At 59.8% G+C, this 17,997-nt stretch carries 12 protein-coding genes; 5 read left to right on the top strand and 7 right to left on the bottom strand.

Annotation, left to right across the window (positions count from 1 at the left end; translation table 11 throughout):
- Positions 1 to 134 precede the first annotated feature (134 nt).
- Positions 135 to 1,511, bottom strand: a complete 1,377-nt coding sequence (locus B7Y89_RS07355) for an MATE family efflux transporter (RefSeq protein ID WP_292937174.1) — start codon at positions 1,509 to 1,511, stop codon at positions 135 to 137.
- 137 nt (positions 1,512 to 1,648) lie between these two features.
- On the opposite strand from B7Y89_RS07355, the gene B7Y89_RS07350 reads away from it, so the two are divergent.
- Positions 1,649 to 3,019: a HAMP domain-containing sensor histidine kinase gene (locus B7Y89_RS07350; protein ID WP_292937173.1), complete on the top strand. Its 1,371-nt coding sequence runs from the start codon at positions 1,649 to 1,651 to the stop codon at positions 3,017 to 3,019.
- Positions 3,020 to 3,110: 91 nt separating this feature from the next.
- Here B7Y89_RS07350 and rplL read toward each other — a convergent pair whose 3' ends face one another.
- The 5 genes from rplL to B7Y89_RS07325 form a co-directional block, all read right to left on the bottom strand.
- On the bottom strand, positions 3,111 to 3,482 hold the full coding sequence (gene rplL, locus B7Y89_RS07345) for a 50S ribosomal protein L7/L12 (protein WP_292937171.1): 372 nt from the start codon (positions 3,480 to 3,482) through the stop codon (positions 3,111 to 3,113).
- A gap of 63 nt (positions 3,483 to 3,545) precedes the next feature.
- Positions 3,546 to 4,058: a 50S ribosomal protein L10 gene (rplJ, locus tag B7Y89_RS07340; RefSeq protein WP_292937169.1), complete on the bottom strand. Its 513-nt coding sequence runs from the start codon at positions 4,056 to 4,058 to the stop codon at positions 3,546 to 3,548.
- 305 nt (positions 4,059 to 4,363) lie between these two features.
- The gene (locus B7Y89_RS07335; RefSeq protein WP_292937168.1) at positions 4,364 to 4,588 is read right to left on the bottom strand and encodes a helix-turn-helix transcriptional regulator; all 225 of its coding nucleotides are present in this window, start codon (positions 4,586 to 4,588) and stop codon (positions 4,364 to 4,366) included.
- Complete coding sequence (locus B7Y89_RS07330; protein ID WP_292937166.1) at positions 4,588 to 5,118, bottom strand: DUF2975 domain-containing protein; 531 nt, start codon at positions 5,116 to 5,118, stop codon at positions 4,588 to 4,590. The genes B7Y89_RS07335 and B7Y89_RS07330 overlap by 1 nt, the downstream gene beginning before the upstream one ends.
- 26 nt (positions 5,119 to 5,144) lie before the next feature.
- Positions 5,145 to 5,297, bottom strand: a complete 153-nt coding sequence (locus B7Y89_RS07325) for a hypothetical protein (RefSeq protein ID WP_292937164.1) — start codon at positions 5,295 to 5,297, stop codon at positions 5,145 to 5,147.
- Between the two features lie 387 nt (positions 5,298 to 5,684).
- On the opposite strand from B7Y89_RS07325, the gene rpoB reads away from it, so the two are divergent.
- The 3 genes from rpoB to B7Y89_RS07310 all read left to right on the top strand — a co-directional run bounded on the left by rpoB (position 5,685) and on the right by B7Y89_RS07310 (position 16,242).
- Positions 5,685 to 9,845 (top strand): DNA-directed RNA polymerase subunit beta, encoded by a 4,161-nt coding sequence (gene rpoB / locus B7Y89_RS07320; RefSeq protein WP_292937162.1) that lies wholly within the window; start codon positions 5,685 to 5,687, stop codon positions 9,843 to 9,845.
- Positions 9,846 to 9,974: 129 nt separating this feature from the next.
- Positions 9,975 to 14,261: a DNA-directed RNA polymerase subunit beta' gene (gene rpoC / locus B7Y89_RS07315; RefSeq protein WP_292937160.1), complete on the top strand. Its 4,287-nt coding sequence runs from the start codon at positions 9,975 to 9,977 to the stop codon at positions 14,259 to 14,261.
- A gap of 178 nt (positions 14,262 to 14,439) precedes the next feature.
- Complete coding sequence (locus tag B7Y89_RS07310; RefSeq protein ID WP_292937159.1) at positions 14,440 to 16,242, top strand: methyl-accepting chemotaxis protein; 1,803 nt, start codon at positions 14,440 to 14,442, stop codon at positions 16,240 to 16,242.
- A 69-nt stretch (positions 16,243 to 16,311) separates the two neighbouring features.
- On the opposite strand, the gene glpX is transcribed toward B7Y89_RS07310, so the two are convergent.
- The gene (gene glpX / locus B7Y89_RS07305; RefSeq protein WP_292937157.1) at positions 16,312 to 17,304 is read right to left on the bottom strand and encodes a class II fructose-bisphosphatase; all 993 of its coding nucleotides are present in this window, start codon (positions 17,302 to 17,304) and stop codon (positions 16,312 to 16,314) included.
- A 258-nt stretch (positions 17,305 to 17,562) separates the two neighbouring features.
- On the opposite strand from glpX, the gene B7Y89_RS07300 reads away from it, so the two are divergent.
- On the top strand, positions 17,563 to 17,994 hold the full coding sequence (locus tag B7Y89_RS07300) for a hypothetical protein (protein WP_292937155.1): 432 nt from the start codon (positions 17,563 to 17,565) through the stop codon (positions 17,992 to 17,994).
- Positions 17,995 to 17,997: the final 3 nt, after the last annotated feature.

Below are 17,997 nucleotides of genomic sequence, written 5' to 3'. Positions count from 1 at the left end.
TCTCCCTCTTCCATACTAAAAAATGGGGCTTGGCACTCTCAGGGGGAGAGTGCCAGCGAGCGGGATATGGGCACAGCGCTGTTGGTCGTCAATGGGTATCGCCGAGATTCTTTTCACGCAGATGAATGAAAATTTTAAATCGGCAGAAGGCCCAGCTTCTCGCGGTTTTTCCAGCGCCAGAGCATGAGTGTGGCAACAACCACCAGCCCGACCATCAAGCCGATCCACACGCCAAGCCCGCCCAGCGGCGAATAAAGACCGAGGCCCAGGGCCGTACCGATGCCGGGAACCCAATAGCCGAACAGTGCATATCCCATCGGTACCCGCGTGTCCTGAAGCCCACGCAGCAGCGAGGCGCTGACGGCTTGTGCGCCATCAAACAGCTGGAACGCAGCCGCGATGACCATGTACTGGATCGCCAGCCTGACCATCTCGGCATTTTGCGGCGCATCGGGATCGATATAAATGCGCAAGATCAGGCGCGGGGCAAACAGCATCACGCTGGCGGTGAGCACCATAAAGCCCATGCCCAGCACAACCGCGACACGGCCTACCCGCGCAATCGCGGCCTTATCAGCCGCTCCGAAGGCAAGGCCGACACGGATCGTGGCCGCTTGCGCAACACCGAACGGAACTTGGAATGCGATGGCGGCAAATTGCAGCGCGACGGTGTGTGCGGCCAGTTCCACCTCGCCAATGCGGCCCATCAGGAACGCTGCGCCATTGAACATGCCGGCCTCGGCAATGATTGTGGCGGTGATCGGCAGGCCGATGCGCATGACATCGGCAAAGCGTTTGCGTTCCATCTTCCACCAGCGGCCCATCAGGCGATAGCGCCGCAAACGCCGGTCTGTACGGATGACGACCACATAGGCCACCAGCATCGCGCAAGTTGTGACCACGCTGGATAGCGCAGAGCCGGTCAGGCCCATTTCCGGCATTCCCAGATTGCCGAATACGAACAACCAGTTGCCCAGCGCGTTGACCACGACAGCCATGCCGGTGATCGCGGTACCAATGGCGGGGCGGCCCATCGTGGCCACGAATGTACGCAACAAGGCGGCAAATGTCGCGGGGATCGCCGCCCACATCAGCACGCCAAGGAACGGCACAGCCAAGGCGATGACGTTTTCCTGCTGGCCGGTGATGCGCATCAGCGGTTCGCCCAGCAGGCACACGCCCATCGCCACAATCGCGCCCAGCAAGCCTGCCCACCCTGTCATGCGGACAGTGCGGCGCACCTCGCGGACCGCATGGCGGCGCTGGCCGAGTTCGGCTGCTACCAGCGGAGCCGCTGCGCCGACAAGGCCCGAGAGGCTCCAGATGAGCAGCCCGAACAACGATACGGATAATGACGCGGCGGCCAGCGCTACCGGCCCAAGCCGCGCCACAAACACCACGTCAACTGCGAACACGGCCATCTGCAGCAGGTTTGCACCCACCAGCGGCGCGGCGAGGCGGAGCATCGCGCGCAGTTCATCGGTGTAACGCAAGGGTGGCTTTTCAAACATCAAGTGTCGCGCCATAGGGCTGCCCATTGCTTGTGGAAAGAGCGCGCCGTCAAGTTGATCATACCCCTTTCGACACAAAACATGTCCAAGCCATGACGTAGGTTGACCAAAGGACAAAGCAGTGACAGCGTTCGATAATGGAAGGCATGCCCGAACCGGCCTTACGTAAGCGCAAAAACAAGCCGCTGCGCCACAGGCCAAACTTATCACGCCTGGCGGTGCGCGCTGCCACGCTGCTGCTGCTGCTTGCGGCAGTGCAGGCAGTGGCCAGCCTGTTGTTCTATAACGCTATTGATAAAGAGACTCTGCGCGAAGACCATGCACGGCGCGTGGCGGAATTGCTGGTGGTGAGCCAGCGGATGCACGCTGTCGCCCCGGCAACGCTGGCTCAAACCATGTCCACGGGTCACCTTGAAGTGGTTCTGGCAGACCAGCCCCATGTGGCGCCCGGACCGCAAGATGCGGCGGTTGGTGAAATCCGCGACCATATTCTGCACTGGGAACCCACGCTTGGCGCAGAGGCGCTGTTGCTGGGCATTGAACCGTCGCGGCGCGGCTATCGTGATTTGGTCGGGGCCATGCGGCTGGCTGACGGGCGCTGGCTGAACTTCCGTTCGCGCGATATCAGTTCAAGCTGGCCGATTGCCTTGCGCGCCACGGTGCTCACGTTGGTGACGGCGGGGCTTTGCCTTGCGCTGGCGCTATGGTCGTTGCGGATCATGACGCGCCCGTTGCGCGAATTGACCGATGCTGCCGATGCAATCGGGCAGGGGCAATTTGTGCCTGTGCACGAAAGCGGGCCCGATGATTTGCGCAGTCTGGCGCGCTCCATGAACGCAATGCAGGCGCGCATCGCGGCCATGCTCGAAGATCAGGCCCGGTCATTCGAGGCGATCAGCCATGATCTGCGCACGCCCTTGTCCCGCGTGACGATTGCCGCCGATTTGATTGACGATGATGAAATTGCCGGGCTGGTGCGCGACAGCACGATGGAAATGGAAGCGATGCTGATGTCGCTTCAACAGTACCTGCGGGCGCAGCATCTGACCGCCGCGCCCGAAACGGTTGATCTGGGCCTTGCCGTGGGGGATCTGCTGGGCGGCATATTTCCGGGGCAGGCACGGTTGGAAGTCGCAGAAGGGGCCGTCGTGCAAACCTATCGCGAACCGCTGTTGCTGGTGCTGCGCGCACTGGTTGAGAACGCCATCCATTATGGCGGGTTTGCCGATGTGGGCGTGATGGCTGATGCCAATGGACGCTGGACAATCACGGTCGAGGACACCGGACCCGGCATTCCCGAAGACCAGTTCGAACGCATCCTTGCGCCGTTTTACCGCGTCGATGAAGCGCGCGCCCGCGATACCGCAGGCTTTGGCCTTGGCATCCCCACCGCGCACCGGCTGCTCCAACGCTTTGGCGGTGCGCTTGCGTTCGGTCGGGCGCGGGGCGGCGGATTATCAGTGCGGGTTACAGTACCGGTTGCGCCGGACGCTGATGTCGTTGCCTGACAGTTTGCCAGACACGAAAAAGGGCGGAGCCGAGGCCCCGCCCTTTCCATCCACGGGCGCTTCAAGACACCCGTGAAACTGGTAGAGAAGATTACTTGATTTCCACCGTACCGCCGGCTTCTTCGATCTTCTTCTTGATGTCTTCGGCTTCAGCCTTCGAAACGCCTTCCTTGACAGCCTTAGGAGCTGCTTCGACAAGGGCCTTGGCTTCGGTCAGGCCGAGCTGCGTGATAGCGCGCACTTCCTTGATGACCTGGATCTTCTTGCCACCGTCACCGGTGAGGATCACGTCAAATTCGGTCTTCTCTTCAGCAGCTTCAGCAGCAGCGGCAGGAGCCGCAGCAACAGCAACAGCAGCAGCGGCGCTAACGCCCCATGCTTCTTCGAGAGCCTTGGCAAGGTCAGCGGCTTCAAGAACGGTCAGCTTCGACAGTTCGGCGACGAGATTGGCGATGTCAGCCATGATAATTCACTCCTGATTTGTTTTGGTCCGACGGCAAAGCCATCGGCGAGAAATCGAACAGTCTTATGCGGCTTCTTTGGCGTAAGCACCGAAGACGCGGGCCAGCTTGGCTGCCGGAGCAGTGGTAAGCTGGGCGATCTTCGTGGCCGGAGCCTGAATGAGGCCGATGAGCGTGCCGCGCAGTTCATCGAGGCTTGGCATCGTGGCAAGTGCCCGGATACCGGCTTCGTTGAGGACCTGCGAACCCATTGCACCGCCGACAATTTCAATCTTGTCGGTGGTCTTGGCGAACTCGACCACTGCCTTGGCGGCAGCAACCGGATCGGCGGACGCCGCGATTGCGGTAGGACCAGTGAACAAGTCACCCAGACCTTCGTAATCGGTGCCCGCGACGGCAAGCTTGGCAAGACTGTTCTTCGCAACCTTGTAGGTAGCACCCGCTTCACGGATCTTGTTACGCAGGACGGTGGACTGGGCCACTGTCATGCCGAGGTTGCGGGTGATAACCACCGCGCCGGCCTCGGAAAAGACGCCGTTAAGGAATGCGACCGATTCGGCTTTCTGCGAACGATCCATGCCTAACTCCTTCACTATGGCCGCAAGGGGATGATCCCCGGACGGCCGGCTACGTTTGACGGTGCCCCAAAGAGCACCGGCGAGTCCGTTGACAAGGGAAGGAGGTGCGCTGCTTGAAAAAGCAGACGCTTGCGGCACTTGGCGTTCCTTCTCAGGAGCGATAGGGCCGTGAAAACTCATTTCCCCGCCTTGGCTGGACATTAAGTGCAGGCAAACCCTGCACACCAACTGTCTCGGACGGATAATCGATACACCTCAAGAGGCCCACCGATCTGGCGGGCCTCTGGCGGATTCGGTCCTGCAAGTCAACCGTTTGCTGGGTCTGCTTCGGGTTCGAAGCCCAGTACGTCGCCTGGCTGGCAGTCCAGTTCACGGCAGATTGCCTCTAGCGTAGAGAAGCGGATGGCCTTGGCCTTTCCGGTTTTCAGGATCGAGACATTGGCAAGCGTCAGATCAATCCGCTCGGCCAGTTCGGTCAAGGTCATGCGGCGCGCGTGCAACAGGTCGTCGAGTTTGACGTTGATCGGCATCACACGGTCCCTTCAAGGTCTTCGCGCATCTGCGCGCCGGTCTTGAAAACGCGGGCGAGGATGAACAGGACCAGCGCCAGGATAAAGCCGTTGGCCGATATGTCCGAAACAATCTCCACCTCGCCCAGTTGCGTGGTCGCATTCTCGATCCAGGCGGCAATGGCGCCGACAGGAATTGCCGCAATCTGCATGATCAACGTCAGCCACGCCATCTGGCGCAAACGGTCGGCATTGTCGGGGATGAAGGGATCGCCCGTTTCAACGGTTCGCACAATTGCGCGCAGGGTTTTGGCAAACCGGAATGACAGCATCATCATCACGGCCAGCAGTGGCAGCAAAAGCAGGATTGCCCAGAAAGCGTCCGGCGATGCGCCATTTTCGACAAGCTTGCTGATCACCGCGCCTTTCACCGCAATCATGATCGCCGCACCAAGGCCAAGGGCGACAATGGCGATGACGAATATGACCATCATGAAAGTCAGCAGCGCTTTGGCGATGCCAAGGAGCGGGTCATTACGGAATGTGGACATGGGTCTTCTCCTTTTTGTTCTGACGATCAGGCTGCCAGCGGAAGCGCGTAAGTGGCCGTGACCGGACCTTGCGCAGAGACTGACGTATCGCGCCCGATCCCGACCGGCGGCAGCCACAGCATGGTGGCCAGCAGCAGCGAAAGGATCGCAGCAGCGGTCTGGTTCAGGGTGCGGCACATTGATCGTTCTCCGATATGGTCAATATTGATATTCAATAAATCCGATTCGATTTATCGTCAATCAATAATATCGAAAAACGATATGAGAGCGATTTGAGGCACGGTGCTGGTGCGGAAAGCCGCAACGACGCTTTGACTTGGGCGGGGGTGAAGCCTATACGCACCGTCTGTCCTCGCTTCGAGCAAGGCCGTCCCATGCGCAGGGGAAGGCCACGGAAGGAAGCGGCCGGGCAATCCATCTGACGCAAAAGGCTGCGGGCCATGGTCTCCGTTTTTCGGATGATTGTGCGCTGTGCGGCCTTTTACTGTTTGGTGGCGCCACACGCTGCGCGTGGCAGATTTCCGCCGGTTTTCCGGCATAGTACTTGAAAGAGGCTCGTAACCTTCATGGCTACAAAAGCTCCCGGTCGTCCCGGTGTGAAACGGCGTATCCGCAAGATCTTCGGTGATATTCACGAAGTCGTGCAGATGCCAAATCTGATCGAAGTCCAGCGCGAATCATACGAGCAGTTTCTGCGGTCAGACCCGTCGACGGGTTATGTCTCGGGCCTCGAAAAGACGCTGCGTTCGGTCTTCCCGATTGGCGATTTCGCCGGCACCGCCAGCCTCGATATCAAGGAAAAGGACGGTTACGTCCTTGAATCGCCCAAGTACGACGTGAACGAATGCCGCCAGCGCGGCATTACCTATGCGGCGCCGATGAAGGTCACGCTCAAGCTCGCCACCTTCGAAGTGGACTCCGAGACCGAGACGAAGAGCCTCATCGATATCAAGGAACAAGACGTTTACATGGGCGACATTCCGCTCATGACCGAAAACGGCACGTTCTTCATCAACGGCACTGAACGCGTCATTGTCAGCCAGATGCACCGTTCGCCGGGCGTTCTGTTCGATCATGACCGTGGCAAGACGCACTCGTCGGGCAAGTACCTGTTTGCTGCCCGCGTCATTCCTTATCGCGGTTCGTGGCTCGATTTCGAATTCGACGCCAAGGACATCGTCAACGTCCGTATCGACCGCAAGCGCAAGCTGCCGGTCACCGCGCTGCTTCACGCGCTGGGCCTTGCCGACGACCAGATCCTCGATCACTTCTACGAAACCGTCACCTGGACCCGCGCCGAATCCGGTTGGAAGGTTCCTTTCGTGCTCGAACAGTGGCGCGGTACGAAGCCGACCTTCGACATCGTCGATGGCAAGTCGGGCGAGATCATCTTCGCCGCAGGCCAGAAGATTTCCCCACGTGCCGCCAACAAGGCGCTGAAGGACGGCCTTGCCGAACTGCTGATCCCGACCGAGGAAATCTTTGGCCGCTATGCCGCCAAGGATTTGATCGATGAATCAACCGGTCGCATCTGGATTGAAGCGGGCGATGAAGTCGGCCCTGAAAACCTTGAAGTGCTTGACCGCGTCGGTATCGATCAGCTCGAACTGCTCGATATCGATCACGTCACGACAGGCCCTTGGATCCGCAACACACTGAAGGCTGATAAATCGCCTGACCGCGATCACGCACTGTCCGATATCTATCGCGTCATGCGTCCGGGTGAACCGCCAACGCGCGAAACCGCCGAAGCCCTGTTCGAAGGCCTGTTCTTCGATCCTGACCGCTACGACCTTTCGGCTGTGGGCCGCGTCAAGCTCAACATGCGTCTGAGCCTCGATTGCGAAGACACAGTCACCACCTTGCGTACCGACGATATTCTCGCCGTGGTCAAGGAACTGGTGAACCTCAAGGACGGCAAGGGCGAAGTCGATGACATCGACAACCTTGGCAACCGTCGTGTGCGTTCGGTGGGCGAATTGCTGGAAAACCAGTACCGCGTCGGCCTGTTGCGCATGGAACGTGCCGTCAAGGAACGCATGTCATCGGTTGACGTATCAACCGTCATGCCGAACGACCTGATCAACGCCAAGCCAGCAGTGGCCGCGGTGCGTGAATTCTTCGGCTCGTCGCAGCTGTCGCAGTTCATGGACCAGACCAACCCCCTGTCCGAAGTGACGCACAAGCGCCGTGTTTCGGCCTTGGGCCCAGGCGGTCTGACGCGTGAACGCGCAGGCTTCGAAGTCCGCGACGTTCACCCCACGCACTATGGCCGTATCTGCCCGATTGAAACGCCGGAAGGCCCGAACATCGGTCTGATCAACTCGCTGTCCACCTTTGCGCGCGTCAACAAGTATGGCTTTATCGAAACGCCATACCGCAAGGTTGCCGACGGCAAGGTGACCAAGGATGTGGTCTATCTTTCCGCAATGGAAGAGCAGAAGCACACCGTGGCACAGGCTTCGGCAGAACTGACCAGTGATGGTTCGTTCGTGGAAGAACTGGTTTCGGCACGGCAAAACGGCGAATTCGTCATGGCGCCGCGCGATACCGTCACGCTGATGGACGTTTCGCCAAAGCAGCTGGTTTCGGTTGCAGCATCGCTCATTCCGTTCCTGGAAAACGATGACGCCAACCGCGCACTCATGGGCTCGAACATGCAGCGTCAGGCTGTGCCGTTGGTCAAGGCCGACGCACCGTTTGTCGGCACCGGCATGGAAGAAACCGTGGCGCGCGATTCGGGTGCTGCGATTGGCGCACTGCGCGGCGGTATCGTCGATCAGGTTGATGCCACGCGTATCGTGATCCGTGCATCGGGCGATATCGAAGCCGGCCAGTCGGGTGTGGACATCTACACCCTGCAAAAGTTCCAGCGTTCGAACCAGAACACCTGCATCAACCAGCGTCCGCTGGTGAAGGTGGGCGATGTCGTTGAAAAGGGCGACATTCTGGCCGACGGTCCTTCGACCGAGCTGGGCGAACTGGCGCTGGGCCGCAACACCCTCGTCGCGTTCATGCCTTGGAATGGCTACAACTACGAAGATTCGATCCTGATCAGCGAACGCATCGTTAAAGACGACGTGTTCACCTCGATCCACATCGAAGAATTCGAAGTGATGGCCCGCGATACCAAGCTTGGGCCAGAAGACATCACGCGCGATATCCCCAACGTCGGCGAGGAAGCCCTGCGCAACCTCGACGAAGCGGGCATCGTTTATATCGGCGCAGAAGTTCACCCCGGTGACATCCTCGTTGGCAAGATCACCCCCAAGGGTGAATCGCCAATGACGCCGGAAGAAAAGCTGCTCCGCGCGATCTTCGGTGAAAAGGCTTCGGACGTCCGCGATACCTCGCTGCGTCTGCCTCCGGGCGTTGCCGGCACCATCGTCGAAGTGCGCGTGTTCAACCGCCACGGTATCGAAATCGATGACCGTACGCGTGCGATCCAGAACGAGGAAATCGAACGCCTCGCCAAGGACCGTGAAGACGAACGCGGCATTCTCAATCGCGCCACCTTCAACCGCCTGCGCGACATGCTGCTGGGTCAGACCATCGCCGCTGCGCCAAAGGGCATCAAGAAGGGCATCGAGATCGACGAGCAGGTTCTCGCCGATGTCGAGCGCTATGAATGGTGGAAGTTTGCCGTGGCCGATGACGCGCGCCAGCAGCAGCTGGAAGCGGTCAAGGCGCAGTATGACGCGACCGTCAAGTCGATCCAGGAGAAGTTTGAGGATCGCAAGGAAAAGCTGGAGCGCGGCGACGAGCTGGCTCCGGGCGTGTTGAAGATGGTCAAGGTCTTCGTGGCGGTGAAGCGCAAGCTGCAACCGGGCGACAAGATGGCTGGCCGTCACGGCAACAAGGGTGTCATCTCGCGCATCCTGCCGGTCGAAGACATGCCGTTCCTTGAAGATGGTACGCATGTTGACATCGTGCTGAACCCGCTGGGTGTGCCTTCGCGCATGAACGTCGGGCAGATCTTCGAAACGCACTTGGGTTGGGCCGCGCGCGGTCTTGGCCAGCAGATCGCGCATCAGCTTGAAGAATGGCGTCATGCCAACCCGGATCCAGAGGCGGCACCCCCGCCAACGGCGCTGATCGACAAGCTCAAGGACATCTACGGCGAGAATTATCACGCCGAAATCGACGCCCGCACCACGCAGGAAATCGTCGAACTGTCCGAAAACCTCAAGGCAGGCGTTCCCATGGGCACACCAGTGTTCGACGGTGCACGTGAAAGCGACGTGACGGCGATGCTGATCAAGGCAGGTCTCGACACGTCTGGCCAGTCAACGCTCTATGACGGACGCACCGGTGAAGCGTTTGACCGCAAGGTGACTGTGGGCATCATTTACATGCTCAAGCTGCATCACCTTGTTGACGACAAGATCCACGCGCGTTCAATCGGGCCGTACAGCCTCGTCACCCAGCAGCCGCTGGGCGGTAAGGCGCAGTTCGGTGGCCAGCGCTTCGGTGAAATGGAAGTCTGGGCGCTTCAGGCTTACGGCGCGGCTTACACGCTGCAGGAAATGCTGACGGTCAAGTCGGACGATGTCGTCGGCCGAACCAAGGTCTACGAAGCCATCGTCAAGGGCGACGACACCTTCGAGGCCGGCATTCCCGAAAGCTTCAACGTGCTCGTCAAGGAAATGCGCTCGCTGGGCCTCAACGTCGAATTGTCATCGCTGGATAACACCGACGACGATGATTTCGCGCAGGCTGCCGAGTAAGGCAATCCGATTTCTCCCCTCCCGCCTGCGGGAGGGGTCGGTGGAGGGCCTGTTAGGGCACGCACTCCACCGGATGAACAAGCCCTCCCCTAACCCCTCCCGCAAGCGGGAGGGGAATGGAGCGAAAAAATGAACGAACTTTCCAAATTCACGAACCAGATTGCCAAGCCTGAGACGTTCGACCAGATCCAGATCGGTCTCGCCTCGCCTGAGCGTATCCGCAGCTGGTCCTTCGGCGAAATCAAGAAGCCGGAAACCATCAACTATCGCACGTTCAAGCCTGAGCGTGACGGCTTGTTCTGCGCGCGCATCTTCGGTCCGGTGAAGGACTACGAATGCCTGTGCGGCAAGTACAAGCGCATGAAGTACAAGGGCGTCGTCTGCGAAAAGTGCGGCGTCGAAGTTACCGTCACCAAGGTGCGCCGCGAGCGCATGGGCCACATCGAACTGGCCGCGCCTGTCGCGCACATCTGGTTCCTCAAGTCGCTGCCTTCGCGCATCGGCCTGCTGCTCGACATGCAGCTCAAGATCCTTGAGCGCATCCTCTACTTCGAAAGCTATGTCGTTACCGAGCCGGGCCTGACCCCGCTTGAAAAGTACCAGACGCTGACCGAAGACGAACTGCTCGACGCGCAGGACGAGTATGGCGAAGACGCCTTCTCTGCCGGTATCGGTGCAGAAGCGGTCAAGCACATGCTGATGAACCTCGATCTGGTTCAGGAGCGTGACGATCTGATGGAAGAGCTGCGGACCACGAAGTCCGAACTCAAGCCCAAGAAGATCATCAAGCGCCTCAAGGTCGTGGAATCGTTCATCGATTCAGGGAACCGTCCTGAATGGATGATCCTTGATGTCGTGCCGGTCATCCCGCCAGAACTGCGCCCGCTGGTGCCGCTGGACGGTGGCCGTTTCGCCACATCGGATCTCAACGATCTCTATCGCCGCGTCATCAACCGCAACAACCGTCTCAAGCGCCTGATCGAACTGCGCGCGCCGGACATCATCGTCCGCAACGAAAAGCGCATGCTGCAAGAAGCCGTCGATGCGCTGTTCGACAACGGCCGGCGCGGCCGCGTGATCACGGGCGCCAACAAGCGTCCGCTGAAATCGCTGTCCGACATGCTCAAGGGCAAGCAGGGCCGCTTCCGCCAGAACCTTCTGGGCAAGCGCGTCGACTATTCGGGCCGTTCGGTCATCGTGACCGGGCCTGAATTGAAGCTGCACCAGTGCGGTCTGCCCAAGAAAATGGCGCTCGAACTGTTCAAGCCGTTCATCTATGCGCGGCTCGATGCCAAGGGTCTGTCGATGACTCTGAAGCAGGCCAAGAAGTGGGTCGAAAAGGAACGCAAGGAAGTCTGGGACATCCTGGACGAAGTGATCCGCGAACATCCTGTGATGCTCAACCGTGCGCCAACGCTTCACCGTCTTGGCATTCAGGCGTTCGAACCCGTCCTGATCGAAGGCAAGGCGATCCAGCTTCACCCGCTGGTCTGCTCGGCCTTCAACGCCGACTTCGACGGTGACCAGATGGCCGTCCACGTGCCGCTTTCGCTGGAAGCCCAGCTTGAAGCGCGCGTGCTGATGATGTCGACCAACAACATCCTGTCGCCAGCCAACGGCAAGCCAATCATCGTGCCTTCGCAGGACATGGTCCTGGGCATCTATTACCTTTCAATGGACCGCGCAGGCGAGCCGGGCGAAGGCATGATGCTGGCCGATATGGCCGAAGTGCATCAGGCGCTGGAAGTGAAGGCGGTAACGCTGCACTCCAAGATCATCGCCCGCGTTCCGCAGACTGATGAAAACGGCAAGCAGTACCTCAAGCGTTTCGAAACAACGCCGGGCCGCATGCTGATCGGCGAATGCCTGCCCAAGAACTTCAAGGTGCCCTTCGACGTCGTCAACCGTCTGTTGACGAAGAAAGACGTCGGCGACGTGATCGACGAAGTGTACCGTCACACCGGCCAGAAGGACACCGTCCTGTTCGCCGATGCGATCATGAGCCTTGGCTTCCGCCACGCGTTCAAGGCCGGTATCTCGTTCGGCAAGGATGACATGATCATCCCTGACAGCAAGGACGCTTTGGTTGATGAAACCAAGGAACTGGTGGCTGACTATGAACAGCAATATCAGGACGGTCTGATCACCCAGCAGGAAAAGTACAACAAGGTGATCGACGCCTGGAGCCGTTGCGGCGATCAGGTGGCCAACGCCATGATGGAAGAGCTGAAGGCCTCACCGATCGATCCCGAAACCGGCCGTCAAAAGCCGATTAACGCGATCTACATGATGAGCCACTCGGGCGCGCGTGGTTCGCCAGCGCAGATGAAGCAGCTTGCCGGTATGCGCGGTCTGATGGCCAAGCCTTCGGGCGAGATCATCGAAACGCCGATCATCTCGAACTTCAAGGAAGGTCTGACCGTTCTTGAATACTTCAACTCCACGCACGGCGCCCGTAAGGGCCTTGCCGATACCGCGCTCAAGACGGCAAACTCGGGTTACCTGACCCGCCGTCTGGTCGACGTGTCGCAAGACTGCGTTGTGATCGAAGAAGACTGCGGCACCGAACGCGCGCTGGAAATGCGCTCGATCGTTCAGGGCGGCGCGACCATCGCTTCGCTTGGCGAACGCATCCTTGGCCGCACGCTGGCCGAAGACCTTGTCGAAGCCAAGACCGGTGAAATCGTGGCGTTCAAGGGCGATCTGCTCGATGAGCCTGCGATCACGCGCATCGAAGCCGCTGGCTTCCAGTCGGCGCGCATCCGCTCGCCACTGGTCTGCGAAGCAACACAGGGTGTGTGTGGCAAGTGCTACGGTCGCGATCTGGCGCGTGGTACGCCTGTCAACATCGGTGAAGCTGTCGGCGTTATCGCTGCCCAGTCCATCGGTGAACCGGGCACGCAGCTGACCATGCGTACTTTCCACATCGGTGGTGCAGCGCAGGTGAACGAACAGTCGCATCTGGAAGCGATCAGCGATGGTACCGTGGTTTATCGCGATATCCCGACGATCACTGACAAGCGCAACCGTCGTCTGTCGCTGGCGCGCAACGGTGAAATCGTGCTGATGGATACCGATGGCCGCGAACGCGCGATCCACCGTGTTCCTTACGGTACGCACCTTATCCATGAAAACGGCGCAACCGTTTCGCAGGGTGATCGTCTGGCCGAGTGGGATCCGTTCACCACGCCGGTTATCACCGAAAAGCCGGGTATCGTGCGCTATCAGGACCTTGTCGATGGCAAGACCCTGACCGAGCAGACCGACGAAGCCACGGGAATGACCAGCCGCGTCATCACCGAAAACCGTTCGATCAACCGCAGCAAAAAGGAGGACCTGCGTCCTCGTCTGACCCTGCTTGATGACGATTCAGGTGAAGCAGCACGCTACCTTCTGGCGGTGGGCACCACGCTCTCGGTCGAAGATGGCCAGCGCGTCGAAGCGGGTGAAATTCTGGCTCGTGCATCGCGCGAAGCTGCGAAAACCCGCGACATCACCGGCGGTCTGCCGCGCGTTGCCGAACTGTTCGAAGCGCGCAAGCCCAAGGACAATTCGATCATCGCCAAGATTGCCGGGCGCATCGAATTCGTGCGTGACTACAAGGCCAAGCGCAAGATCGCGATTATCCCGGAAGAGGGTGATCCGGTCGAGTATCTGGTGCCGAAGAGCCGCGTGATCGACGTGCAGGAAGGCGACTATGTCAAGAAGGGCGATAACCTGATCTCGGGTTCGCCTGACCCGCATGACATTCTTGAAGTGATGGGCGTTGAGGCTCTGGCCGAATACCTCGTTGCAGAAATTCAGGAAGTTTACCGTCTACAGGGCGTGAAGATCAACGACAAGCATATCGAGGTGATCGTTCGCCAGATGCTGCAGAAGGTTGAAATCACCAACGGTGGCGACACCACCCTGCTGGCCGGTGAACAGGTCGATCTGGAAGAAATGCTTGAAGTGAACGCCAAGCTTGAGGAAGGCTTCGCGCCAGCCGAAGGCAAGCCGGTGCTTTTGGGCATCACCAAGGCATCGCTCCAGACGCGTTCGTTCATCTCGGCAGCCTCGTTCCAGGAAACCACCCGCGTGCTCACGCAGGCGGCGGTTGAAGGAAAGACGGACTCGCTGATCGGCCTGAAGGAAAACGTGATCGTTGGTCGCCTGATCCCGGCAGGGACCGGTGCGGGCATGAACCGCATGCGCGTTGCGGCAACGTCGCGCGATGCGGCACTGCGCGCTTCGTACCGCAAGCTTCAGGAATCGCTGATCGCGCCAAAGACGGCTGCACAAGAGCACGCCGCCGAACTGGCGCAAGGCCCTGAAGCTGCCATTGGCGATGATCCGCTGGCCGCTGTTGAAGGTGAAACCCACGGCCTTGACGCCGATGCCGGTGATTATCTGATCAAGGGCGACGACGAGGCCTGAGCCTTTTCGTCAGCTTAGCCCAATAGAAGGCCCCGCCGGAGTGATCCGGCGGGGTTTTTCTTTTGCAGCCACACGCGGTAATACTATCGGGGTTTTGCGAATGCCTCCGGAACACAGGAATTAACTGTGTCTCGTTAACTATGCTGGTCGAATACGGGCGGCATGGAGCGCTTTTCGCATGATCAAGGACCAGACATCGCGCGGGGCCAAGCTGGTCATCGGCCTGCTCGTCATGGCAATCGTCTTGGCGTCAGTGGGTATTGGCTACATCCGCTTTGGCGGCCCGCTGCACCGGCAAAACCTTCTGCAGGACGAATTGCTCGCCGATATTTTGCCGCCACCGGCCTTTGTGGTGGAGCCCTATCTGCATACGACGTGGGTTCTGGCTGATCCTGCACATTCCAAAGAGGCGCTCACGGCTCTTGAAGAGGAACACGCGCTGTTCTTGCAACGCAAGGCCTATTGGAAGGACGCGCCGGTCCCGGATGAGCTGCGCGAACAAGTCTCGGCAACCATTGGCACTGCAGATGCATTCTGGGCCGCGATCGATGCCCGCTTTATCCCTGCGCTCAAAGCCGGGAATGTCGCGGCGATGGCGCAAGTTCATGCCGCAGAACTGACGCCTGCCTACAAAAGCCAGCACGCCGCCGTCGCACGCCTGGTCGAGAAGTCGGGCGCTTACCGTGCCGATCTCATGGACTATGCCTATACCGTCGTTGCCTTTCTGATCGGGGGTTTCTCGCTCCTTGCCTTGACGCTGATCGGGCTGATCCATGCCGCATCGCGCATGATCCGCAACCGCGTAGTAGCCCCGCTGGTCGAAACGGCTGAAACGATGCAGCGCATGGCCGATGGGGATTACAGCGAGGTGGCGACAGCACCTGACCGCGATGATGAAATTGGCATAATGGCCCGCGCCATGGCGGTCTTCCGCAGCAACGGCATTGCGCGTCAGACCGCCTCGCATGATCAGCAAGTCGTCGTGTCCGCCCTGTCGGCAGGGCTTGATTGCATGGCACGACAAGACCTTGAATACCGCATCGACCAGGCCTTCCCCGAAGGTTACGAAGAACTGCGGTTGAATTACAATTCTGCGGTTGATTCCCTCGCAGCGGCCTTGCGTACAGTGCGCGTCGGATCGGCCAGCCTGACCGCAGCCATTTCCGAGATTCGTGCCGCCAGCGATGACCTTGCGTTCCGGAATGAACAGCAGGCATCCAGCCTTGCGCAAACGGCCGCTTCGATGAGCCAGGTTACCGCCAGTGTGCGTGACACCGCGAACGGTGCGCGCAGTGTGCAGGAAACGATCAACGCCACGCACCGCCAGGCCAGCGAAGGCGGCGAAGTGGTGCGGCGCTCTGTCGCGGCGATGGCGGCGATTGAGGCGTCGGCACAAGAAATCAGCCAGATCATCACCGTCATTGATGGAATCGCCTTCCAAACCAACTTGTTGGCCTTGAATGCCGGTGTCGAGGCTGCGCGCGCAGGTGAGGCGGGCAAAGGCTTTGCGGTCGTCGCCACCGAAGTGCGCGCCTTGGCCCAACGATCGGCTGATGCAGCCCAAAACATCAAGGTTCTGATCGAAACCAGCACGGCGCAAGTGGGCCAGGGCGTCAGTCTGGTTGGTGAAACCGGAGAACGATTGGGCGGTATTGTCGATCAGGTTGCCAAAGTTGACGCCTTGATCACGCGCATCGCGCAGGCCGCCAGCAGTCAGGCCGAAAGTCTTGGCAACGTCAATCTGGCGGTGGCGGACATGGACCGGATGACACAGGCCAACGCCGCCATGGTCGAACAATCATCTGCCGCAACACACAGTCTGTCGACCGAGGCAGAACGGTTGACGCAACTGGTCTCGTCCTTTCGCACGCGCGAGCATGACACTCGCCCCGCGCATGTCGCCAATCCTGAAGGAATGCGCCGCAACTCCGCGCTTCAAAACGCCCGGCCCGCACAACGCATAGCCCTTGCTGCGGGCTGACCAAAAACAAAGCCCGGCGGACCAGAAGGCACGCCGGGCTTGGCTATTCGTTAAAGGGTTTGGCGAGGATCAACGTCCCCGGCGATGCTCACCCTTGACCCAGCGGACAGTGCCGGATGATGCGCGCATGACGACGCTTTCCGTGGTCATCACGCCGTTTTTGTGGACTTTGACGCCATCCAGCAGCGAACCATCGGTCACGCCCGTTGCGGCAAAGATGCAATCGCCCTTGGCCAGTTCGATCAAGTCATATTGCTTGTTCAGGTCTTCGATGCCCCACTTGTAGGCACGCTGCTTTTCGTCATCGTTGCGGAACAGCAGGCGGCCCTTGAACTGGCCTCCGACACAGCGCAGCGCGGCGGCGGCAAGCACGCCTTCAGGCGCACCGCCTGTACCCATGTACATGTCGATGCCGGTATCGTCATTGGTGACGGCAATCACGCCAGCCACATCGCCGTCCGGAATCAGCGAGATGCCGCAGCCAAGCGAGCGCAGTTCGGCGATAAGTGCCGCATGGCGCGGGCGATCCAGCACGCAAACGATGATGTCGCCGGGCTCAACGCCCTTGGCAGCAGCCACCGCCCTGACGTTTTCGGTCGGCGATTTGTCGAGATCGATGATGCCTTCAGGATAGCCCGGGCCAACCGCCAGCTTGTCCATATATACGTCAGGCGCGTTCAGCAGGCCGCCTTCTTCGGCAACGGCCAGCACGGCAAGCGCGTTGGGGCCAGCCTTGGCGGTGATGGTCGTGCCTTCCAGCGGATCAAGCGCGATGTCGATCTTGGGGCCACGGCCTGGTGCCGCGCCAACTTTTTCACCGATGTACAGCATCGGCGCTTCATCGCGCTCGCCTTCGCCGATGACGACGGTGCCGTCCATTTCCAGTTCGTTGAAAGCAGCGCGCATGGCTTCAACAGCCGCAGCGTCAGCGGCCTTTTCATCGCCACGGCCAATCAGGCGCGATGCGCCAATCGCGGCGGCTTCGGTCACACGGACCATTTCAAGCACAAGAACGCGGTCAAGGACTTTTGATGGGGCGGGGGTTTTGGGCTGGTCGGTCACGATGGCTCCCTATAGGTCTAAGCGCGGAATGTTCACGCAGGCCGTATGTTCAGCCATTGTGCAGGGTCAAACCGGCAGTACCGGGTCGACGCAGGCCTTTGACTATGCAAACGTATGCGTGAACATCAATTTAAGACTGAGCAATAAATACGTGGCTCAGGTGACGTGGGTATGACCAAAGGCAGTAGACGCGAGGGCAGGGTCTTGTCGAGACACAGAGTTAAAGTTCTGGCAAGCATTGCGCTTCTTTTTGCGGCGATGACACCCATTGTGCCCGCATTTGCCCAAGCGCAGTCTGATTCTGCGGTTGCGGTCCAAGGCCCGGCACTGCCCGGCGCTTCGACACCACAGGATGATGCTGCAATGTCGCAAAGGTTGTTGACCGGGCGGCAGGCTGAACGCTGTCGCCCCATGCAACGGTCAGACGGCACGATTGTGGTGTGCGGCGGCAAGGAGGCGAGCGAGCGAGAACGCCTGCCATTGCGCGGCGAAACCGACGGCGCAAAATCAACCGACGATGGCAGGCCACGCGCGCCCAACGTATCGGGCCTGCGCGATTGCAGCCGGGGATGCATTGGTCTTGGCGGCGCGCCCGCTCCGGTTTACTACTTTGACATCAAGGCATTGCCCGCGCCACCGCCGGGATCCGACGCAGACCTCATTGCCAAAGGTGAAATGCCGGCACCGTAATCC

Source organism: Novosphingobium sp. 32-60-15, assembly GCF_002280675.1.
GTDB lineage: Bacteria > Pseudomonadota > Alphaproteobacteria > Sphingomonadales > Sphingomonadaceae > Novosphingobium.
The sequence above is the reverse complement of the archived record's forward strand: the minus strand, read 5'-3'. Positions and strand labels throughout refer to the sequence as shown.